17 protein-coding genes and 1 pseudogene are annotated in these 19,409 nt (G+C 63.0%); 11 read left to right on the forward strand and 7 right to left on the reverse strand.

Features of this window, described 5'->3' with window-relative positions; genetic code table 11:
• Window positions 1-45: 45 nt before the first annotated feature.
• From E9229_RS18320 to E9229_RS18340, 5 genes are all read left to right on the forward strand, one after another.
• On the forward strand, window positions 46-1,563 hold the full coding sequence (locus E9229_RS18320) for a hypothetical protein (RefSeq protein ID WP_183513214.1): 1,518 nt from the start codon (window positions 46-48) through the stop codon (window positions 1,561-1,563).
• Complete coding sequence (locus E9229_RS18325) at window positions 1,560-3,065, forward strand: SCO6880 family protein (protein WP_183513215.1); 1,506 nt, start codon at window positions 1,560-1,562, stop codon at window positions 3,063-3,065. Before E9229_RS18320 ends, E9229_RS18325 begins: the two co-directional genes overlap by 4 nt.
• On the forward strand, window positions 3,065-4,846 hold the full coding sequence (locus E9229_RS18330) for an ATP-binding protein (protein WP_183513217.1): 1,782 nt from the start codon (window positions 3,065-3,067) through the stop codon (window positions 4,844-4,846). The genes E9229_RS18325 and E9229_RS18330 overlap by 1 nt, the downstream gene beginning before the upstream one ends.
• A gap of 3 nt (window positions 4,847-4,849) precedes the next feature.
• A complete protein-coding gene (locus tag E9229_RS18335; RefSeq protein WP_183513218.1) occupies window positions 4,850-6,691 on the forward strand; it encodes a type IV secretory system conjugative DNA transfer family protein in 1,842 nt (613 codons plus the stop codon).
• 142 nt (window positions 6,692-6,833) lie between these two features.
• Window positions 6,834-7,238, forward strand: a complete 405-nt coding sequence (locus E9229_RS18340) for a DUF4913 domain-containing protein (RefSeq protein WP_246380967.1) — start codon at window positions 6,834-6,836, stop codon at window positions 7,236-7,238.
• A 270-nt stretch (window positions 7,239-7,508) separates the two neighbouring features.
• Here E9229_RS18340 and E9229_RS18345 read toward each other — a convergent pair whose 3' ends face one another.
• A complete protein-coding gene (locus E9229_RS18345) occupies window positions 7,509-7,808 on the reverse strand; it encodes a hypothetical protein (RefSeq protein WP_183513219.1) in 300 nt (99 codons plus the stop codon).
• On the opposite strand from E9229_RS18345, the pseudogene E9229_RS20145 reads away from it, so the two are divergent.
• The 3 genes and pseudogenes from E9229_RS20145 to E9229_RS18355 all read left to right on the forward strand — a co-directional run.
• A pseudogene (locus tag E9229_RS20145) lies at window positions 7,807-7,962 on the forward strand (type IV toxin-antitoxin system AbiEi family antitoxin domain-containing protein); the annotation flags it as partial. The gene E9229_RS18345 and the pseudogene E9229_RS20145 sit on opposite strands and share 2 nt — an antisense overlap.
• A gap of 9 nt (window positions 7,963-7,971) precedes the next feature.
• Window positions 7,972-8,355, forward strand: a complete 384-nt coding sequence (locus tag E9229_RS18350; protein WP_246380968.1) for a hypothetical protein — start codon at window positions 7,972-7,974, stop codon at window positions 8,353-8,355.
• On the forward strand, window positions 8,352-9,227 hold the full coding sequence (locus tag E9229_RS18355; protein WP_183513222.1) for a nucleotidyl transferase AbiEii/AbiGii toxin family protein: 876 nt from the start codon (window positions 8,352-8,354) through the stop codon (window positions 9,225-9,227). Before E9229_RS18350 ends, E9229_RS18355 begins: the two co-directional genes overlap by 4 nt.
• Before the next feature lie 285 nt (window positions 9,228-9,512).
• On the opposite strand, the gene E9229_RS18360 is transcribed toward E9229_RS18355, so the two are convergent.
• The 4 genes from E9229_RS18360 to E9229_RS18375 form a co-directional block, all read right to left on the reverse strand.
• Complete coding sequence (locus E9229_RS18360) at window positions 9,513-10,739, reverse strand: hypothetical protein (protein WP_183513223.1); 1,227 nt, start codon at window positions 10,737-10,739, stop codon at window positions 9,513-9,515.
• A 53-nt stretch (window positions 10,740-10,792) separates the two neighbouring features.
• The gene (locus tag E9229_RS18365) at window positions 10,793-12,445 is read right to left on the reverse strand and encodes a relaxase/mobilization nuclease domain-containing protein (protein WP_183513224.1); all 1,653 of its coding nucleotides are present in this window, start codon (window positions 12,443-12,445) and stop codon (window positions 10,793-10,795) included.
• Window positions 12,442-12,834 (reverse strand): plasmid mobilization protein, encoded by a 393-nt coding sequence (locus E9229_RS18370; protein ID WP_312855757.1) that lies wholly within the window; start codon window positions 12,832-12,834, stop codon window positions 12,442-12,444. The genes E9229_RS18365 and E9229_RS18370 overlap by 4 nt, the downstream gene beginning before the upstream one ends.
• Before the next feature lie 703 nt (window positions 12,835-13,537).
• The gene (locus E9229_RS18375) at window positions 13,538-14,590 is read right to left on the reverse strand and encodes a DUF4192 family protein (RefSeq protein WP_183513227.1); all 1,053 of its coding nucleotides are present in this window, start codon (window positions 14,588-14,590) and stop codon (window positions 13,538-13,540) included.
• A gap of 951 nt (window positions 14,591-15,541) precedes the next feature.
• Between E9229_RS18375 and E9229_RS18380 the strand changes: the two genes are divergently transcribed.
• Window positions 15,542-15,997, forward strand: a complete 456-nt coding sequence (locus tag E9229_RS18380) for a hypothetical protein (protein ID WP_221184790.1) — start codon at window positions 15,542-15,544, stop codon at window positions 15,995-15,997.
• 186 nt (window positions 15,998-16,183) lie between these two features.
• Here E9229_RS18380 and E9229_RS18385 read toward each other — a convergent pair whose 3' ends face one another.
• Both E9229_RS18385 and E9229_RS18390 read right to left on the reverse strand, forming a co-directional pair.
• The gene (locus tag E9229_RS18385; protein ID WP_183513229.1) at window positions 16,184-16,441 is read right to left on the reverse strand and encodes a hypothetical protein; all 258 of its coding nucleotides are present in this window, start codon (window positions 16,439-16,441) and stop codon (window positions 16,184-16,186) included.
• The gene (locus E9229_RS18390; RefSeq protein WP_183513327.1) at window positions 16,438-16,692 is read right to left on the reverse strand and encodes a glutaredoxin family protein; all 255 of its coding nucleotides are present in this window, start codon (window positions 16,690-16,692) and stop codon (window positions 16,438-16,440) included. The genes E9229_RS18385 and E9229_RS18390 overlap by 4 nt, the downstream gene beginning before the upstream one ends.
• A 456-nt stretch (window positions 16,693-17,148) precedes the next feature.
• Here E9229_RS18390 and E9229_RS18395 point away from each other — a divergent pair, with 456 nt between their 5' ends.
• Both E9229_RS18395 and E9229_RS18400 read left to right on the forward strand, forming a co-directional pair.
• A complete protein-coding gene (locus E9229_RS18395; protein ID WP_183513231.1) occupies window positions 17,149-17,541 on the forward strand; it encodes a VOC family protein in 393 nt (130 codons plus the stop codon).
• 523 nt (window positions 17,542-18,064) lie between these two features.
• Window positions 18,065-19,315, forward strand: a complete 1,251-nt coding sequence (locus E9229_RS18400; RefSeq protein ID WP_246380969.1) for a COG4705 family protein — start codon at window positions 18,065-18,067, stop codon at window positions 19,313-19,315.
• Window positions 19,316-19,409 lie beyond the last annotated feature (94 nt).

The following is a 19,409-nucleotide window of genomic DNA, read 5'->3' on the forward strand; positions in this document are numbered from 1 at the left end:
CCCCTTAAATGGGTGGGATGCAAAGTCGGTGATGCGGTGGGTTCCGTGGCCGATTCCGCGGCGCAAAACCTCGCAGAATCGATGATGTCCGGGTGGGACTCGATCACCAAGGAATTCCTTACCTCCTGGCTGGACGTGGGCCTACTCGTGGATCTGGACGCCGGATCCGTCACCTGGCTGACCGCCCAACTCGAAACCATCAGCGCGTTCCTGGCGGTGATCGGGCTCATGGTCGCAGCGATCTGGACCGTGCTCCACCACCGCGGTGAGAAAGCGGTCAAGGTCGTCAAGGCCCTGTTCACCGTCGTGCTGGTCAGCACACTGGGGGTCGGACTGATCCAAGTGGTGTTGGCCGGCGGGGACTCGTTCTCCGATTGGATCCTCGACAGCGCCGGAATCACCACCGATGCCAGAGCACAGATCCCCGTTGCCGGATTGGTGGCCGCCTCGCCCGGGTTAGCGATCCTGGCCGGAGTCTTTGGCATCATTGCCACCATCATCCAGTGGGGGATCATGCTGGTGCGCTCGGCCCTGATTCCCTTGCTGGTGGGTGTGTGGCCGACGGCTGCCGCCGCGTCGATGATCGGCGGGGGCTCACAAGCATTTTCAAAGATCACCACGTGGATCATCGCCTTCGCCCTCTATAAGCCGATCGCCGCGATCGTCTATGCGTATGCGTGGAAGACGAAGTCCGGTGAGGATGGGATCGGTGGGGCCATTAACGGGCTGGTGCTTATCGTGCTGGCCGTGGTGGCGCTGCCGGCGATGATGCGACTGCTGGCCCCGGGCACCGCGGCGTTGGGCAGCTCCGCCGGAGGGTCCATGGCCTTGGCCGGGGCGGCCGCGCTAGCCGGGGCCGGTGTAGCCGCCGGGACAGCGGTGCTTTCCGGTGGTGGCACGGCCATGGCCAGTGGCGCGGCCAAGAGTCCCGGCATGGGTAGAACGGCCGGCTTGGTCCCGTCAACGGCCGGTGGCACGGGTAGGTCCGGGCCCACCAGCACGGGAGGTTCACCGGAGGATGGTTCTCCGCCCTCCGGCGGGCCCTCTTCGGGCAGTCCCTTGTCGGGAGATTCAGGACCCGCTACTGACACGCCGCCCGATGATGCGGGCCCCGCCGGCACCGGGATCACTGTTCCGGCCAGTGGGAGTGGAAGGACCGGTTCCCAGCCGACCGGACGAAACACTACCGTGTCACCGGCCGAGTCCGGCCACAACAGACCCCCCACACCCGTGGGCACGACCGGGACCAGCTCGGGGACCGCGTCGGAGGCCAACCAGGGATCACCCACCAGAGAAAACCAGACCACTGGAAACCAGCACGACACCAGGGGCAGTCAGCTCCCGAATACTGCCGGATCAGAGAGTTCCTCGATACCTGCCCAGACCCCAGCAGGATCCTCCCCTGTTGCCGGAGCCCCCACCACACCCCCAACTTTTTCCCCCAGCAGCACGACCGGCACCACCCCAGCCCGTGAAGCCAAGACCGCCGCCGTTCAATCCCTGACCCAGGCCGTTGCCAACGGGGCCGCCGAAGCTGATGGAAGGGACGTGGTCGGGCCATGAGTACGAACCCCGGACAAGACAAATTCGGCAATTGGCTCCAACCCACCGCCCCGGGCCTCTTCGGCCTGAGCCTCGGAGCCCTGACCGTGTGCGGCATCGGAACCGTCCTGGTGCTCCTGGCGCTGGTCCGTGAAGCCTACGCACTGGCCCTGATCACCCTGCTGGCCACCTTCCTGATCGTCCTGACCACCCTGATCCCCTTCGCCGGAAGCACCCTTTTCACCAAGGTCAGCGACCGGATCTCCCTGGCCGGGCGTAACCGGCGCGGAGAATCGTTCTACGTCACCGGCCCCTTCTCCACGCTGCCCTTGGAAGCCGCCCAGCGCCTCCCCGGCGCCCTGCTCAACGTGGACACCCTCAGCGGTGTGGACGGACTGAACCGCGACTACACGCTCCTGCACCACAAAGCCGTCGGTAAGATTGCCGCCGTGTTCGGGTGCACCCCCGACGGGGCCGCCATGCAGGAACAATCGGTGATCAACAACCAGGTCGCCCACTTCGGTTCCTGGATCTCTTCCCTGAGCATCGATACCGGCCTGGCCGGAGCCACCATCGTGGTCGATTCGGCCTCCGAGTCCTCCGCCGGCACCTGCGCTGCGGTCCGGGCAGACGTGGCACCCAACGCCCCTGCCTTCGCCAAACGTGTCCTGAACGAGGCCGTGGGCACCCTGCCGGCCCGTTCCTCGGTGCTCAACGTGTACGCAACCATGATCTGGGATGCCAAGGCTCTGGGGGCCACCGCAAAGGACCTTTCCCCGGCGGTGGCCGAGATCGCGGCCCGCCTGCCCCAGCAATCCCAGATGCTCACCCGTGCCGGTGCCGGAGCACCCAAGCCCCTCATCGAAGCGGAGCTGGCCGAAATAGCGCATCTGGCCTACCAGCCGGCCCGCGACCAGGAACTCGCGTTGGACGCGTTGACCGGGCTACGAGCCGCCCGCGCGTGGGATCAGTCCGGACCGGAGTTCTTCGATGATTCCCGCGGCCGGGTTGTCTTTCATGACGGGGTGGCCTCCATGACCCTGATGATGACGATCCCGCCCGAATCCCAGATCACTGCCCGCTCCTTCGACCAACTCTTTGGACCCAACCCGAAGTTCCTGCGCAAACGCGTCGCCATCCTCTACCGGCCGGTGGACCCGGGAACCGCCGCCCGCACCGTGAACCGGCTAGTGAGCACCGCCGACTGGAAGATCAGCACCCGACGGGGCCGGGCCACGTCCTTCGATACCAAGAACAAGGCCGTCGCCGAACAGACGGAACTCGAACTCGCCCAGGGCGCCCGGCTGGCACTGTTCTCCCTGATGGTCACCATTACCTTCGAAGCGAACCAGGACGCCTACCGGGACGCGCTGAACCAGATCAAATCCCTGATGGGGCAGTTGCTGATGCCCTACCGGTTCGTGGAGCACGCGGGATCGGCCGCGTTCCACACCACCTTGCCCTTCGGTGTGCTGCCCTGGACCTACACCACCACCCCGCTCTGGCTCAGGGCCGTGTTGTGATGAAACACCAACGAACCGCCCGCGGATTCACCGGTTTCGGTGGAGGCCGGTGGGGCAAAGTCCCACAGCCCCCGCAGTGGTACTCCACCTCAGCACAACTACCCGGGATCTACCCGTTCGCCGCCGGCACCTCCCGACCGAACATCGGCACCCCGCTGGGTAGGGATATGCATGTGGGGACCGCGGTGTGTGGGGATCCGAAGATCTGGTATGACTCCGGGCTGATCTCCTCCCCCTCGATGATGCTCTTCGGACTCAACGGCAACGGCAAATCCTCCCTGTCCCAACGCTTCATGTATTCGATGGCGGCCCGCGGCATCGCCCCGGCAGTGTTCGATCCGATCAAGAACGAGCACGGGGACGCGGTTGCGGCCATGGGCGGAAACGTGATCCGCATCGGACCGGACAGCACCGATAGAATCAACCTGCTGGACCTCGGGGCGCTCGGTGATGCGGCGGCGAAAGTCGGTGGCCTGCTGGGCCAGGAGATGCATCGCCAGGCCGTGGGTAAGGCGGTGGATGCCGTGTCGTTGGTGGTTCAGATCAGTCGCGGAACACCCCTCTCGGATAGTGAGGATGCGGCCCTGGGTGAATTGATCCGCTCGGTAATTACCCGCACATCCCATCCGTGGATGGGGGATCTGCTCACCGCGTTCATGGATCCGCCACCCGAGGTGCTCTCGGCGACCGTCTGCCACGACCAGGTGCAGTTCACCAGCGAATACCGGCAACTGCATTTGTCCCTGCGCGCGGTGATGTCCGGGCAGATGGGCTCACTGGTCGGCGGGAGGGCCAGTGTGCGGGTGGAGGTGGGAAACCCGGGCGGGTTCTGCTTCGACACCTCATCGATCCCCGAATCGAACACCAAGCTGCTCTCGGCAGCCATGTTGGCGACCTGGAGCATCGGGTTCTCCTCCATCGACGCCCACTACGAACTCTCCCGCCACGACCCCTCCATCCAGTGGGGCGGGTACTTCGCGATGCAGGATGAGTTCTGGTATCCGATGCGTGCCTGCGAGGGGATCATCGACCGGGTAGACCGGATTGGGCGCACCAACCGGGGCAAGGGTGTCGCTGAATTGAAAATCACCCACTCCCCTAAGGATTTCCTGTCCCTGCCCAATGCCAAGGACCGGGCTACGGCCAAGGGTTTCACCGAACGCTCCGGGGTGCTGGGGATCATGGCCTTGTCGCGGGAGGATTTGCAGGATCTGAGTCAGGTGCAGCCGTTGAATGAACGGGAGATCGACACGGTGGCCGGTTTCAATGCTCCGCCGTCGTGGAAGCAGGAGCGTGCGGCCGATGGACGTCCAGTGCCGCCGCCCGGGGCAGGGAAGTTCCTGCTGAAGATCCCGGGGCGGGTGGGTATCGCGGTGCAGATGACGCTGACCGAGACCGAGCGGGCCCAGCACATTACCGATGCCCGAAGTATCACCGAAACCCACACCCGGGCCGAGCATCACTCCGGGGCCGATCATCAGGCACAGACCGCTCATGAATCCGGGGCTGATCATGGCGCCGCGGCTGGTCCTCACACCGGCGCCCCACACACAGGTGCCCCCGTCCCGAGCACTCCAGTGGTTCGGGAACCCCCGGCAACCGCCCAATCCCATGGCACCACTCAAAGCCAGGCCTTCAACCAGAGCCTGGGTTCCGCCCAGAGTCCCGAGCTCACCCGAGAATCAGGGCTCCCCCACATGCCCGGGCTCAGCCAAGAACCTGGGTCAGCCCAGGAACCAGGATTCACCGTGGGGCCCCGCCCGCACGAAAACGAGGAGTGAACCATGAGTGCACCCAACCGCAAAGGAACCAGCGGCACCTCCGGCCAGGCACTACTACCGTTCATCCTGGTGTCGCTGGTGCTGCTCATTCTGGGTGGCGGCTGGGTGTCTTTCCAGCTCGGTGCCCGGCTGGCCGGGGACCCCGAGCCACCCACCAGCTTCCCGGCCGTCCTACGAGGGCTGGTCGATGGAAGCCTTCTCTGGCCGGTCCAGGGAACCGTCATCGCCATCACCCTAGCCATCATGCTGGCCCTCCTGGCCGCCAGTATCGGTGTGCTCAGAACCCGGTCCGGGAGAAGCAGGAGCACACCGCGGGTGGATAAGGCAGCCCGATATCTGGGCCGGGGTCAGGACATCGCCGCCTACACGCCCAAAGGCGCCACCAAGACCGCGAAACGCCTCGGCGTCACCGGCACCCCGGGCCTCTTCGTCGGCACCGTCGTGTCCACCAACCAGCCGTTCTACCAAGGCTGGGAAGACCTCTCCCTCGATATCTGGGGGCCCAGGGTCGGTAAGTCAGCCTCCCGCGTGATCCCGGCCATCCTGGATGCACCAGGCTGTGTCCTGTCCACCTCGAATAAGCGTGATGTCCTGGACGCTACCCGCGGTACCCGTGTGGCCACGGCCCCGGTCTGGGTCTTTGACCCGCAACAGATCGCCCACGAAGAACCCTCCTGGTGGTGGGACCCCCTGTCCTACGTCACCGATGAAGACAAGGCAGCGAAACTGACCCACCACTTCGCCGTAGCCTCCCGCATCACCGGCGCCAGAACCGATGCCTACTTCGACCCCAAAGCCGAAGACCTGATCTCCTCCCTCTTCCTCGCCGCAACCCTTGGTAACCTCTCGATCATCGAAGCGTACGTATGGATCGCATCCCAAGAATGCGACCACGCCATCGACCTCCTCACCGAGAACAACTACCCTCTACAGGCCACCGGCCTGCAATCGATCATGCGGCTAACCGAGAAGCAAAAAGATGGGATCTTTGGCACCGCAGAGAAAATCCTCCAATGCCTGAAAAACCGCCAAACACTTTCTTGGGTCACACCCCAACCCGGCACCACGCTGGCCACCGACCCCCGACCCCGGTTCGAACCCGCCCACTTCGCCACCTCCACCCAGACCCTGTATGTACTCTCCAGGGAAGGAGTAGGCAGTGCAGCACCGCTGACCACCGCCTTGACCGCGGCAGTGGCCGAGGCTCTGGAAGAGCACGCGACCCGGACCGGTGGCCGCCTGCGCGTCCCAGCCGTGTTCGCCCTGGATGAGCTGGCCAATGTCGTGCGCTGGGCCGGACTACCGGAACTGTTCAGCCACTACGGTTCGCGCGGGATCATCGTCATGGCCATTTTGCAGTCCTGGTCCCAGGGCGTCGAGTTGTGGGGCGAGTCCGGGATGCGGAAAATCTGGTCGGCCGCCAACGTCGTCGTCTATGGAGGAGGAGTAAAAGAAGACGCTTTCCTACGCACCGTCTCGGACCTGATCGGCGACTACTCATACACCAGTGTTTCCCGATCCGCCGGACGTGCAGGGCCCGGCAGTTCCCAACAGGAGGGCAGGGAACGGATCCTGGATGTTTCGGATCTGGCCGAGATGGAACGGGGCCGCGCCGTGGTCTTTGCCTCCGGGGCACGAGCAACCCTGATCAAGACCCTGCCCTGGTGGAAGAGCTCGCATCAGGACGCAGTGAACCGTTCACTGGCCCGCTACGCACCCAACAGCCCTCCCAAGGCCCAAGGTCCGGTGATGTCGGGCGAGAGTAGTCCGGGTGCGCCCACCGTCCCGGGTACACGGGTCGGAAACCGGTGGAGAAGAGCGGTCAAGGAGTCAGATCATGGATGACCATGGCCTGTTGGGAAACATCCAACCACCGCCCAGCGGACCCACCCGTCGTGGCGCAGAACCCCTCTGGCCAAAAAGCAGCGGGCCAAGCAACGCACCTCCGAACAGCCCCAGCCCTATGCGCCCGGCCCCGCCTCCGAGCATGACCGCACAGGATCAGGATCCGGAGAAACCCTCGCTGATCTATGGATCGGCCGAAGAGTTTCTCCACCTGCAATTGCTGCCGTCCTATAACCGGATCATCGATTCCCGCAACGGCAAATGGTGCCGGCAATGGTACCTGCACCCTGAAGCGCTCAGCCGCGTGGACGCATTGTGGCAGGCCTGGGAGCACTTCCGGCTCGTTCCGGCGACCGGTATGAGCGTATGGTGGCACGACCACGCCGATCCCCACATGGCCATCCTTCTCAGTCAAAAAGGCCCCTTCCACGCCTGCGGGCCCGACCGACACCACAGCCCCGAGCCGTTCCCCTGCGACTACGCGCCAGCGGGATGGTTTCCCTCAGAAAAAACCACGGCTCAAGGACCGCCTCGCTCATCTCGTTGACCACCAGCGCTCTACGAGTACTGGCCCGTCCGGAATTTCTCGTTGCGCGGGATCATGCGCCGCTCAATGTACCGGTTAGCGTCCACGACCGGTCTTTTTACAGTAGCGGCTCCTAAAGAAATCTGGCGGCGGCTGCCGATCATCCGGCGATCACGTTCACGACATCCCATCCATTGCCGATCTGCTTGGTGGACGGGCCACTGAGAGGCCCCTACGGGATAAACACTGAAAATTCGAGAAAGGGTTCATTCACCACTCCCTCGGCGTGGACTAAGCCCTGGAGAGCTCCAATAGCATTCCAGCGCCGCTGCGCGATTTTTTCAGCTCCAGAGCATGCATATATCCACTGACCGGTACCCAACGGGTGGGCGGCGCAAGGTTTGTTCGCCTGGGATGATGGGCTGAGTTGCGGAATTGTGAACGATTGCGGGTTTTTCTGCTGTCGACCACGATGCCGACGGCGGCCGGGACAACAATTGCGACCGTCGCCGAGGTGACGGTGGTGATGACCACGACGCTGATGACGATGACGATGACAAAAGCGTACCGATAACGGTACGCTTTTGACATGAGATCGACTAGCTCGTACAGGCAAACATTGAGGGAGCTCGCCTACGACACCCATGGCGTCATCACCGTGGCTGAAGCGCGCGAAGCAGGAGTGCCGCCTGTGGAGCTCCGGAAGCTGACTGCACGCGGAGCTCTTCGACGCATCGGGCATGGCGTGTATCGAATGGTTGAAGCTCCTTCGAACAACCTCGACGAGTTCGCCGAAGCCGTCGCGCTCGGAGGAGAAGACGCAGTACTTGCCGATGAATCGGTACTCGCCGCCTACGGCTTGGGCCAGGTCAATCTCCGCAAAATCAGGGTGGCCACTCCTCGGCGGGTCCGAAGCAGAGTCCCGAACACCGTCGAGATTGAACAGCGTAAGGTTCCCCTCTCGGACCGGACCTACATTGAGGGCATCCCGGCCATGGGTGTCGAGAGCGCGCTGCTCGGTTCCCGAGGACGAATCATGACTGAACGCCTAATCGACGCAGCCCGCAAAGCGGAGCAGCGTGGGTTACTCGACTCAGCAGCCGCAACCCGCGTCATCAAAGAATTGGAGACATCTTGAGCACACCACTGGATGAAAATCAGCCAGAAGAAATCACTCCGCCCAAGAATGTCCGGTACCTAGAGGGCAGGATCGCGGATCAGGCAAAGGCCGAGACCTCCACCGTCACCAGGCTCAAGTCCCTGGTAGCCAACTTGGTGGTGTGCCAGATGCTGCCACCATCCGCAGTGAAGGGTGGCACTGGTCTGAAGCTACGGCTTGGCGAGAATCTCACGCGTCAAACTCCTGACCTGGATACCGCCTTTCGCGGGAACATGCAGAAGTTTGAAGAGCAGTTACGAGAGAATCTTGCCGCTGGTTGGGGAGACTTCACCGGTGCGGTTGTGCCAGGAACTCCGCGCGCCCCAGAGAGCGTGCCGGCCGCCTACGTCATGCAGCCTTTCGCCGTGAAGCTGCAGTACCGAAACAAGTCATTCACGACCGTGGAGCTCGAAGTCGGCTTCGACGAACTTGAGGCAACCGGAAATCTCACAGAGACAGCCCTCTCCACGGAATTGATTGCCCTCTTCGCCGCACTGGGTCTCCCCCGACCAAATCCGGTGCCTGTCCTGCCACTTCACCACCAAGTCGCACAGAAACTGCATGCATGTACCGAACCAGGCAGCCAGCGGGCCCACGATCTGGTCGATTTGCAACTGATGGCAGGTCTTGCCGACGACGTCTTGGTGGCGCAGACAGTGGAACGGCTCTTCAGATTTCGGCGCCAACACGGCTGGCCTGCCCTGGCAGTCCCCACCCGGGAGTGGGACACTCTGTACGCTGATGCGGCCGTCGGCTTGGAATCAGTAGTGTTTCCCGCTGTCGGCGGGGCCGTCCAATGGCTGAACGGTGAATACATTCCGCGGATCGTGGCAGCGGGAACAGGTTCCTAACGCTGGAGAGGAGACGCAATGAAGACCCTAAACTCGGGTGTTCGGGGTCTTCTATGTCCGGCACCAAATATGCGGCCAATACATCAGACGGTGGGGAGGGAACGTTCCGCAAGGTTCCTCTTACGGGCACACCATTGCCGCGCCACCGACGTTGGATCTTCAGTGCAGTCGTCTGCGAAAATTGATACCCGTCGACTCTCCCCCTTGGCAGACCAGCGCGAAGCCCCGTGGACCCTGGGCATACCGGAGCGCTCACAAACCACACCACAAGCCAGCTGACCGGTGTCAGCGCGCCGGCCCCTCCTGGTTACGGGTCTGCTCCAGCCCGACCTCGAATGCCGTCTTGCGGACCATGGGTGCCGGCGTCAGGCCGGTCACCGCTTCACTGGGATGCTTCCCCTGACTACGAGCGGCAGCCATCCGACCCGTGATCTCACCCTCAGTGGCGAGGCCCCTCAACGACCGCTCAAACTCCCGGTAATACTCAGCCGACCCATACACCGGCCCACCCTTCCCCGCGCTGCCTTCCAGACCGGGTGTCGGGCCTCCCAGCAGCTGCCCGGTCGGGTTCATTCGGTCCGCCGAATCATCGCGCAGTTCCCTGCTCGCACCTACTTGGTGCAGGGCATCTCTCCGGGCCAGCAGGTCCTTTTCAGCGATCTGGTACCGGCTTTCGCCCTGGGCAGGCTCCGAGTCCACGAATCCGCCGGTGGCCAGCATCCTCGCCTCATGCCAACGCCGGGCCGCAACCACAAAGCCGGCATCAGTCCAGGCTTGGTCCCCCACCCCGGCATAGTGCGCCCCGATCTCATCACGCAACTGCCCCACCTCCGGGCCGTGGATGCCGTCCTGTTCGATCAGGTGCATTCGCTCGGCCACCGCCCGCTCCGCCGCCAACTCAGCCTGCTCCCCGGTGGCATCCTTCACTCCCTGCAGGGCTGTCACCAGTTCGTGGTTGGACAGATACTCCGCCGGCACCCGGTGGGTCTGCATCTGCTCATGCAACTCGGCCGCAACCCGGGCCAGCTCAATCTTCTGGGCCCTGGCCACCAATTCCATCGCCTCGGCGTGCTCCCGGGCAACGCGTTGCTGCTGCTCCGCCAGCTGTTGAACAGCCAGACGGTCCTGCAGGTAGGGGACATCATCGCCGGCATCTGCCGTGTCGATCCCATAGCGGTCCTTGATTTCCCGGTTGATCTTTTCCGAAGCCACCAACGCCTCCGGATCATGAGCCTTCCAGGCCTGGGCCATCAGGTGCACCTCGATGATCTGCGCAGGCTTCGCCGTGGCCCACCACTGATCAGCGGTAGTCGGCAGGATCAGTGCACGCATCATGGCCCGGTCTCCCACCATGATCCGCCGTGCCTCCAGGGCAGCACGTTCACCGTCCCGCTCGGCCTTGGCCAAGTACTGTGACCGGGCCCGAGCCAGCTGTTCGGCTAACTGGGAAGCGGCCACCAACCCCTGACGCAGCAGGGACTCGACGATCTCCTCCACACCTTCATCGCTCATCACATGCACCTGTTTCCTTCCCTACTTGTTGGTGAACAGATATTTTTTTTGGCCTATCGGTCGCGTTCTGTTTCCGGCCCCGGCGTCTGCGGTTCATACGTGCGGTTCCGCTTGATCATCGGCGGAACGACACTGCCCGAACGTGGGGCGGCCTCGGTGCCGAAAATCGGCAGCGGGAAACTGAGCCGAGCCAACCGAACCGACTCAGGAACCTCGGTCCCCATGCCCACGCCCGCCTCCGCTCGGGTGCCCGCCAGCACCGGTTCGGGCATATCCCGCACAAACGGGACCAAATCCCGGGCAAAAACCAACTCCAAATTTCGGGTCTCCCGCACCCGCAACGACTGCTGATGCATGTCATGAATCGCCCGCACCGTGCGCAACAACTGCAACAAGAACGCCGACTGCGCAGCACCCTTACTGTTGGAACCGGCGGCCAGCAGCAACATCGCTGCTCCCGCCAGCGACGGTAACGCCACCGGCGCCCCATGCACCCGATAATCACGCAACTGCGCCGTCTTAGCCAACTCATCAGCCGTGGCAGCCAGCGGTCCCGGAACCTGCTCCACCTGTGCGGACCACGTGGCAAAGACCCCCGAAGCCTCCCGTGCCACCCACGCCCACGAGGCATGATCGCCCACCGCCAAGGACTGCAAGCGCTCAGCTAGCCGTTGCGCTACCGCGGTCTGCTCCTCCCACGACCGGGCACCAGCCACGTGCGGGCCAATCGGTTTCACCTGGTGCTGATTGCGGGCCGCGGCATTCCACTCCGCCACCGCATCCATCGAACCCAGCGCCGTGTCAGCCCACCGGGTGCGCAGCTGTCCCAATCCCAGATCACGGGCCAACTGCCCGCCACCAAACCACACCGGACGTGCCCCCGCCACCGGTCGTTCAGCCACCGAGTAACCGACCACCACATCCGTGGTGCCCTTCGCGTAGCGGGGGCGCATCAACAGCCCAGCATTACGTCCCTCACACACAAACCCCGCCTCGTTCAGGGCAACGCTGGCAGCAGCGCGCACCTTGCGCTCCAACGACACCCTGTGCATCTCCCGGCCCTGCCGGATCGCGGTCTGCGGTTCGGCCCGCTCATAACCCCGTGCGGCATGAATCGAGGAAAGCTCCTCCAACCCATACGTTTGCTCCAACCCCCGACACACCGCCTGGGAACGCGGCTGATCCATATGCACCGAAGCCTTCGTCCCATCCTCACGCACCAAAGACACCGCCAAGTGGATGTGCTGATTACCTCCCGTACTGGTCCCGTGGTTGATCGCCACCCACCGGCACGGGGCCTTGCCACTGGATTCGGTGAAACCCATCGCCCCCACAAACTCGTTGGCGATATCCCCCCACTCCTGATCGGTCACCACCCGCTCGTTCGGAGCCAAGCTCAACGAACAATGCCACACATCGGCCTTCACCAAACCCTGATCCACCATTTCACCGGCACCCGGATCCCAGCGCTTGTTCCGACGCATCACCTGAACACCGAACCGCCGATGCGGCTGATCCAAAAACGCGGCAATCTCAGCCGCGTCCTGCTGATCCAAAACCCCATCATCAAACCACGCCATCACCGCAGCACTGCCGGCCACCACATGCGGATCCCGATGCACATTGCTCGTCTTCGCCAGATCCGTCGACACCAAATACGAGAGCAAACCCCGCATCCGCGAACCCCGGGTCACATTCGGAATCACAACCGGATCCCCTCCACCGTGTCACTGATACGAAACGCCAACCGGCGCACATACGCCAGTGTGGCCGCCGCCTCCACCGGAAACTCATCCCCCGCATTAGCATGCCGCGCCAACTGATTCACGTTGTTCGACACCCGAGCCAACAACGTATGAATCGCAAACAACTCAGCCACCATCGCCCGACGCTCCAGCGGCGTCTCCACATTCTCGGACACCGCCGCGGCAATCAACAACCGCGGCACCGTCACGCCCTCCCGCTCAGCCCGCGCCACCAACAAAGCATCCTCTTCGGCAGTGACCCACAAATCACGACGCTTCTTCGAACCAGCCGGAGCGTTCTCCCGCCGGCGCTTCCCCAAACGCAAGCGACGCCCAGGTACCTCAGACACCCCAACCACCGCCTTCCAGCAGCCCAGCGCAGCGACCCCGAAACCTTGAGGGGAACACACCACCAGTGTGCGCTCACCGACGCCCCGCGTCCAGAGCCAAAGCCATTTACACCCGTGTAAATGTATAGCTTGCTCCGCTGCTTTTGGTTGAGCCGTCTTCCCACCAAATTCAGGGCTCGAGACACACCCGCCATGAGGATCATTTCCTCCACCCCTCTCATCCGCACCCTCACCTCCGGGGAACGAATTTTCCCGGTATGCACGACGGCAGCTTTTCGGGCAAAGCCCAGAACACTCAACACCACCTCTACCCAGCAGAGCCCAGCCCAGGCCTTCACGGGACCGAGCACTCGCGCGGTGCATATGCTCGACGACGCGTCGGCGGGTGCCTGCCCAGCACGAACCACCTTCCAGCTTTGCCAGGCATCATGCGGACGGACCCACCACGACCCCGCCCCACCACGTCGGGCTCCCACCCTCGGGCGCATGAACGATCCCCCGCGGACGCGGCATCGGAGCCGACAGGGGGCGAACCTGCCAGGTGCGAACCAGCAGGGTCGGAACCGGAGGGTGGGAACGGCGCTCGGGCAGAAAAAGCAGAGGCCGGGATCGGGGCATGAAAGAAGGGATGGAGGTGAGGATACTTTCCTCTCCCCCATCCCCGAACCGATGGTGCGCCGACCGCTGGTCCCACTCGATGGCCTCAGTGCTTCGTGATCGCCGAGACCGGCAAGTGCCCGTCCGTGATCAACCGCATCAACAACACGGTCAGCCGATGGGTGGGGTCAGTGGACTGGGCCAGGTTCAGGAAGTTCATCGCCTCGGTACCCTTGCCTTGGATCCAGCGCGTCCACCCCAACCCAGCCAACAGGTCCACCCGGTCCTGCGGTGGAACATATTCCAACGCCGCATAGATCGCATCTGCACCGTCGGTGAAGAACTCCCAGTCATCGGGGGCCCGCTCCCCCAGCAGGACCGCCCCGATGCTGTCCATCTCATCCTCGGTGGTAGCCAAGAAGCCAAAGAGCAGATCCCGGATTCCCTTGTTCGTACACATCCCGGCCAACCACGCACCCTGCTCCGGGGTGATCGTTCCGGTGCACTGGTACCCCATGACCAACCCGATCAGCCGGGCACACACCATGGTGCGCGTTCCCCGATGCCCGGCATCCAACCCGCTGGCCTCCTCCCGGCTCCTCTGAAGCTCCGAGACCTTCGTCTGGGTGGGATCGTAGGGCGGAATGTCGGCGGCAAGCTTCGCATAGCAGGTGGTGGACGCCATGAGTTCCAACGCGGTCGTGCAGAGTGCCACCGCACCCACCGGGACCTTCCCGCCCTGGTGGTGGGCGGGGCTTGCGGACGGGGTCCCGGGCTGGTTGCCCGCAGGGCATTCGGGCTGGGTTTCGGTGTACTCGGTGATGAATCCGTCCCTGATCCGCACCGCACCCCGGATCGGGCACCGGGACACGGTGAGCACCAGATCCAACGCCCGATACTGTGCCGGGCTCATCGCCCGTTCATCTTCAAAGCTGAGCAACATGACCCCGGTAATGCTCGACACCTGCTGCACATACCCACCCACCACCGAAGCCCACGCCCCGGCCGGGACCCCCGGGTCCGCATCCAAGCGCAGGGTCGCGCTCAATGCGTGGTCCTCTAACAGCATGAGCACCACCGAGGAGGTGGGGGTGAAGCCCAGGGCGTGGACGGCAACGGCGATCAGGTCGATGCTCGTGCTGGCGGTGATCTTGTCCATGGTTCTGTCCTCATTTCTGGTGACCGGGGTACGGTGCCAGCCCCGTGGTCCTTTCTCCCCCATGTTTTTTGTTTGCTGGCGCAATGAAATGGAGCGGGGCCGGGCCAAGCACAGCAACCCGCAGGGCGTGGTGGACAAAAGTTCTTGACCGAAAGAAGCGACGCAGGAGCGCGGTCAAGAAGTTTTGTCCACCACGGCCCGGAGCGAGGAACGAGCGTAGTGGCTTGTGTGCTTGGCCCGGTCCCATACACTCCGCAGGACAGCAAACAAAAAAGGGTTTGCGGCCGCCAGGCCGCTGCCTGATGCGCCGCAGGCGTCTCAGGCTTGATTGCCGGACGCGTAGCGGACGTCCGGTTCTGGGGTGCGAGCGTGCGAGTACTCCAGGGGCCCGAAAACGGTTGCCGCGCCCCGGAGCCGGTGAATCGCTGGTGTCGGGTCCCCGGCGGTGGGTCAGCTCTGGCCACCTCACCGAGGCCGGGGTGATGGCCGGGCCTCTGGGCTCTCTCGTACCGGGTGGGCAGGTGCGTGGGGATTACGGGGGGGGGTGAAGACAGTGGCGTGCGCCGAAGCCCGCGACGAGCTGATCAACACCAGTAAGACATTCAAGATCTGAGGTGCTCAAGGCCCGGGGCCTTCCGAGAACTCGGCCTGGCCTGGGTCTGGGCTGGGTCTGGGCGTGGACCGTTCCACCGGGTCCCGGGCAGTGCCGTGCCAGCCCACCCCAGCAGGATCCACCGAGAACAGATCGTCCTTTTCAGGCGCTCCTCCCCAGCTGTCGAATCAAGGCTGCAAAACGCCTCCCGTACCCAGGGGGTATCAACGGCGAGGCGTTCGGCCAGAGAACGGTTCAAATCGTCCCCACCACGTGAGTAGAGTACGAGGAGACCCGATACCTGGGTGTGATGAATCTTTGGGGGAAGAATGAAAAAGTTCGGTGCCGTGTGGTGCGGTATGTTTCTGGCTCTGGCGATGGTGGTAGGACCGGCACTACCGGCTTCCGCGGCAGCCATCGGTCCGGCGGCCATCACCAAGGTCGTCGCGAAGAAGGATAAGAAGCCGTTTACCGAACTGCGAAATTCGGTGACGGGGAAAAGGATCAAGGTCAAGGGATACACCACGTGCCTGAAGATTTCGGCACACAAGAAATGGGCCGGGTCCTATGCAGTGGCCATTTATCAGGGTTCGCAGGTGAAAACCCGCAAGTACGTGGGCACGATCATCCAGGACAAGGGCTATGACCAAGACCCCTGCTTTGCCTCCGGTAAGACGCGAGCGGACGCCGGCAAGCTCAAGAAGCTGGGATTCTATGGGCTTGAACCGAAGACCACCTATACCTTCGAGGTTCATGCCTTCGGTGGCCGCTCCCACAAGGACACTCTGAAAGTCCTCAAGGTCAAGACACCGTAGTACCACGCTCGCGTTCACACGGCTTGGGGTGCCAATGGGCTTCGGAACCTCACCGGTACAGCAGCTCCGAGGCGAATACCCGTTCACGGATCTTCGACGGCCAAACCTGCGGGGTCACCAACCGACGCTGAAAAATTAGAGCCATCAGTAGATCCACCTTCATTCAGGACATCGCCGGCCAATGGTTCAGGGCAAGGGATCGCTGTCGGTGTCCTCGGGGTGAGTGTGGTGGGTGACGGCGGGATGAGCAGCATTGGTCTCGGCGGGGAGGCCGGCCTCGAAGTGGGAACGGCGGACGCAGCGCTGCATGAACGCGATCACGATCTCCCGCTGCGACTTACCCTCCAACGCCGCATAGGCCTTGAACTGGTGGGCGAGCTCCGCCGGAACATCGAAGTTCAACCGCTTCTGCACCACCCCCGCGGCTGTGGGCTTCGCACTCACCCGGACACCTCCTGGCTTACATAAGCGATCGCCCGCTCAATGTTGGCCGGGTTCAACCCGGACCAATGAAACTGATCATCAACCACGACGACCGGCGCCTGGGAATAGCCGAGCTCCTCGGTGACGTATTCCAGCGCTGCCGGTACCTGGGTCAGGTCGACCTCCGTGAACGGGATCCCGGCCGCGGCAAGCTTCTGGACCGTCTTACGGCACCCGAAGCACCCCGGTTTCGTATAGATCGTGATGGCCATGTTCATCGCCCCTCTTCGTCCAATCCGATACCCTCATTCTACCCTCAAATGAGGGTAAGAACCATGGATAATCCCCGGAATTCCGCGGAATATCAGGGTGTTGACGGGTGGTTAGCAATACCGCACCGGACCGTTGCCTCCTGGTCACAGTCGGAAGACATCGGTGGATCGCGGCTTAGACAAAGTGACGCCTACACCTCAAAAGATCGGCACGTATGATAACCACCGCCTCAGCGACAGAGCAGAAATACCGTCATCCATGGATACCTCAGCATCCCGCAGGCCGGCGGCTCACAGATCCCCGACGTGCGGCGTCGATGATGAGGATCAGAGGCACGTATGCCGACGTGGAGGGCATTGGTGACCGACGGCATGAAATCGGCATCCGCAGGCCTGTGAGACGATGTGTACCTACATCGGCGGACTCGACCCCCGCCTTCCCCACCAGGAGTCCTGATGCCTGCGTTGCCCGCCATTGACCACCTAGCTTTGACCGTGAGCGACGTGGAGGTCAGCGTCCTTTTTTACTCCCGCCTGTTGGGTGCAGAGCCCTCCGGGACGATGCTCGATGGCCCGTTTATCCGACGTAAATTCGATCTCGGTGGAGGAGCATCACTGGGACTAACGGAGCATCAAGCAGCCACCGGCGAGAACCGATTCGATGAACACCATCCGGGCCTGGATCATGTCGGCTTTTCCGTAGCCAGCTCAGCGGAACTTCTGCAATGGGCCGCGCATCTGGATAGCATCGGCGTAGTCCACAGCGGGCTCATCGACGCCCCCTATGGAACGGCACTTAACTTCAAGGACCCGGACGGCATCGCGCTGGAGTTCTTCGTGTCTCAGTAGGGGTTCATTCGGTTCCTGAGCTGGACAGCTTTTTGAGACAGATTGGACCGTCTGTAATTGTTGGTGATTCCCTGGACACGGTGGCAGATATTTGTGCTCGTGCGCTATCGCGGTTCTTGCCTTCCATATACGGGTCGTAATTGCTCCTGAAACCCTTTCCCAGGCTCAAGGCCTGTGGTTGATCCTGAGGAGAACAGTCTCATACTTTGCCGACCCTTGAGAGGCTCGGTTTTGGTCTCGGCTAGATGCTTGATGCTTGATGCTCCAACATCAGCAGCGCCATGGTGGTCATCCGCAGCCCTGGCTGATCGACGGGTCATGGGGAACCTCATCCAGGCTGGCCATCGTCCCAATTTCAATGGGTGTGCTCCTCGACTGCACCGGACTTCGTGGTGGCGGTCGCCACGGCAGAGCTCTGATGCCTGATGCTGGGCCTGTGGGGGTCGCTCATTTTCAGCTCATTCGCCTATCTCACAATGGGCTGCAGGCGGTATCGCCCCCTTGACCACCGAAGGAGACCTTAATGAGCATGCCCTTCCCGCTCAACACATCGGCGTTGCAGGTATCTGATGAGGCGCCGGGGCCGGTCAAATCCCGGTTCATGAAGGTACCGATCATCACCGCGACGTTCTGGACGATCAAGATCCTGTCAACCACGGTGGGAGAGACTTTCGCCGACTACCTGGCGGTGAACGTCGGCCTCGGACCGCTCATTACGACCGGCATGATGATCACTCTGCTCGCCGTGGCGCTTGTTCTCCAGTTCCGAACGCGGAGCTACACCCCGTGGATATACTGGCTCAGCGTTGTGCTGGTGAGTATCGTGGGTACTCAAATCACGGACTTCTTCACCGACACGCTGGGTATAAGCCTGTATGTCTCCACCGCGATCTTCACGGTGTTGTTGATCGCGGTTTTCACCACCTGGTACTTCCAGGAGCGCACTTTGGCGATCACGTCGATCGATACGGTGCGGCGAGAGGCCTTCTACTGGGCCGCGATCCTCACCGCGTTCGCCCTCGGTACCGCCGCCGGCGACCTGGCGACCGAGGCGCTGGGACTTGGATTCCTGTGGGGCTCCATCATCTTCGGCGCTCTCATAGTGGCGTGCGGGATTGCGGTTCGGGCAGGAGCCCCGGTGGTTGCGGCCTTCTGGGTCGCTTATGTCCTGACACGCCCGCTGGGTGCCTCCATCGGTGATCTCCTGACCCAGGACCGCAGTTACGGCGGCATGGGAGTGGGGGCCGCGGTCACCAGCGTGCTGTTCCTGGCCGTCATCCTGATCCTGGTCGTACGCGAGCAGATCCATGTCCAACGGCACGGGGTGCTGACCAAGGGACAAACCGCTGCTGGAGGACGCATGCGCGACTTCGTTTGGGCAGGGGCCGGCATGGTCGCAATCGTCGTTGCGGCCGCGACAGTGACGTCCCTCCAAGCGGAGCAGGCGCCGGTGAGTGCCGCGACGCTCAGTTCGGCCACCGGCGCGCAGGCGAGGGGGCCACTGGGTGACCTCTCGACGTTCTCAGCGATCGTTGATGACGTCACCGCGAAGATCGAGGCCGGCGATCTCCCCGCAGCGCGTACACGCGTCAAGGACCTTGAGACCGCATGGGACAGCGCCGAGGCCGGGCTTAAACCGAAATCACCGGCTGCTTGGGGAACGATGGACAAGGCGATCGATGGGGAGCTGACCTCCCTGCGTGCCGACCACCCTGACCAGGGGACCTGTCTGGCAGCGACACATCACTTACAATCGGTCATTGACTCCCCGTAAGTGCACAGGACATTGAACCATCATGGACGGTGGCTACGCTGTCGCGCTCGTCATCGGGCACGATGACGCAGCCACCGTCCATGCACTGGAAGGA

This window comes from Paeniglutamicibacter cryotolerans, assembly GCF_014190875.1.
GTDB classification, from domain to species: Bacteria; Actinomycetota; Actinomycetes; order Actinomycetales; family Micrococcaceae; genus Paeniglutamicibacter; species Paeniglutamicibacter cryotolerans.

What these genes read in the sequence shown, in the direction of transcription:
- E9229_RS18350 (WP_246380968.1), top strand. Translation starts at nt 7,972, where the DNA reads ATGGTTGAAGCTCCTTCGAACAACCTCGACGAGTTCGCCGAAGCCGTC.
- E9229_RS18360 (WP_183513223.1), bottom strand. Translation starts at nt 10,739, where the DNA reads ATGAGCGATGAAGGTGTGGAGGAGATCGTCGAGTCCCTGCTGCGTCAG.
- E9229_RS18395 (WP_183513231.1), top strand. Translation starts at nt 17,149, where the DNA reads ATGCCTGCGTTGCCCGCCATTGACCACCTAGCTTTGACCGTGAGCGAC.
- E9229_RS18340 (WP_246380967.1), top strand. Translation starts at nt 6,834, where the DNA reads ATGACCGCACAGGATCAGGATCCGGAGAAACCCTCGCTGATCTATGGA.
- E9229_RS18400 (WP_246380969.1), top strand. Translation starts at nt 18,065, where the DNA reads ATGAGCATGCCCTTCCCGCTCAACACATCGGCGTTGCAGGTATCTGAT.
- E9229_RS18335 (WP_183513218.1), top strand. Translation starts at nt 4,850, where the DNA reads ATGAGTGCACCCAACCGCAAAGGAACCAGCGGCACCTCCGGCCAGGCA.
- E9229_RS18325 (WP_183513215.1), top strand. Translation starts at nt 1,560, where the DNA reads ATGAGTACGAACCCCGGACAAGACAAATTCGGCAATTGGCTCCAACCC.
- E9229_RS18380 (WP_221184790.1), top strand. Translation starts at nt 15,542, where the DNA reads ATGTTTCTGGCTCTGGCGATGGTGGTAGGACCGGCACTACCGGCTTCC.
- E9229_RS18390 (WP_183513327.1), bottom strand. Translation starts at nt 16,692, where the DNA reads ATGGCCATCACGATCTATACGAAACCGGGGTGCTTCGGGTGCCGTAAG.
- E9229_RS18375 (WP_183513227.1), bottom strand. Translation starts at nt 14,590, where the DNA reads ATGGACAAGATCACCGCCAGCACGAGCATCGACCTGATCGCCGTTGCC.
- E9229_RS18330 (WP_183513217.1), top strand. Translation starts at nt 3,065, where the DNA reads ATGAAACACCAACGAACCGCCCGCGGATTCACCGGTTTCGGTGGAGGC.
- E9229_RS18345 (WP_183513219.1), bottom strand. Translation starts at nt 7,808, where the DNA reads ATGTCAAAAGCGTACCGTTATCGGTACGCTTTTGTCATCGTCATCGTC.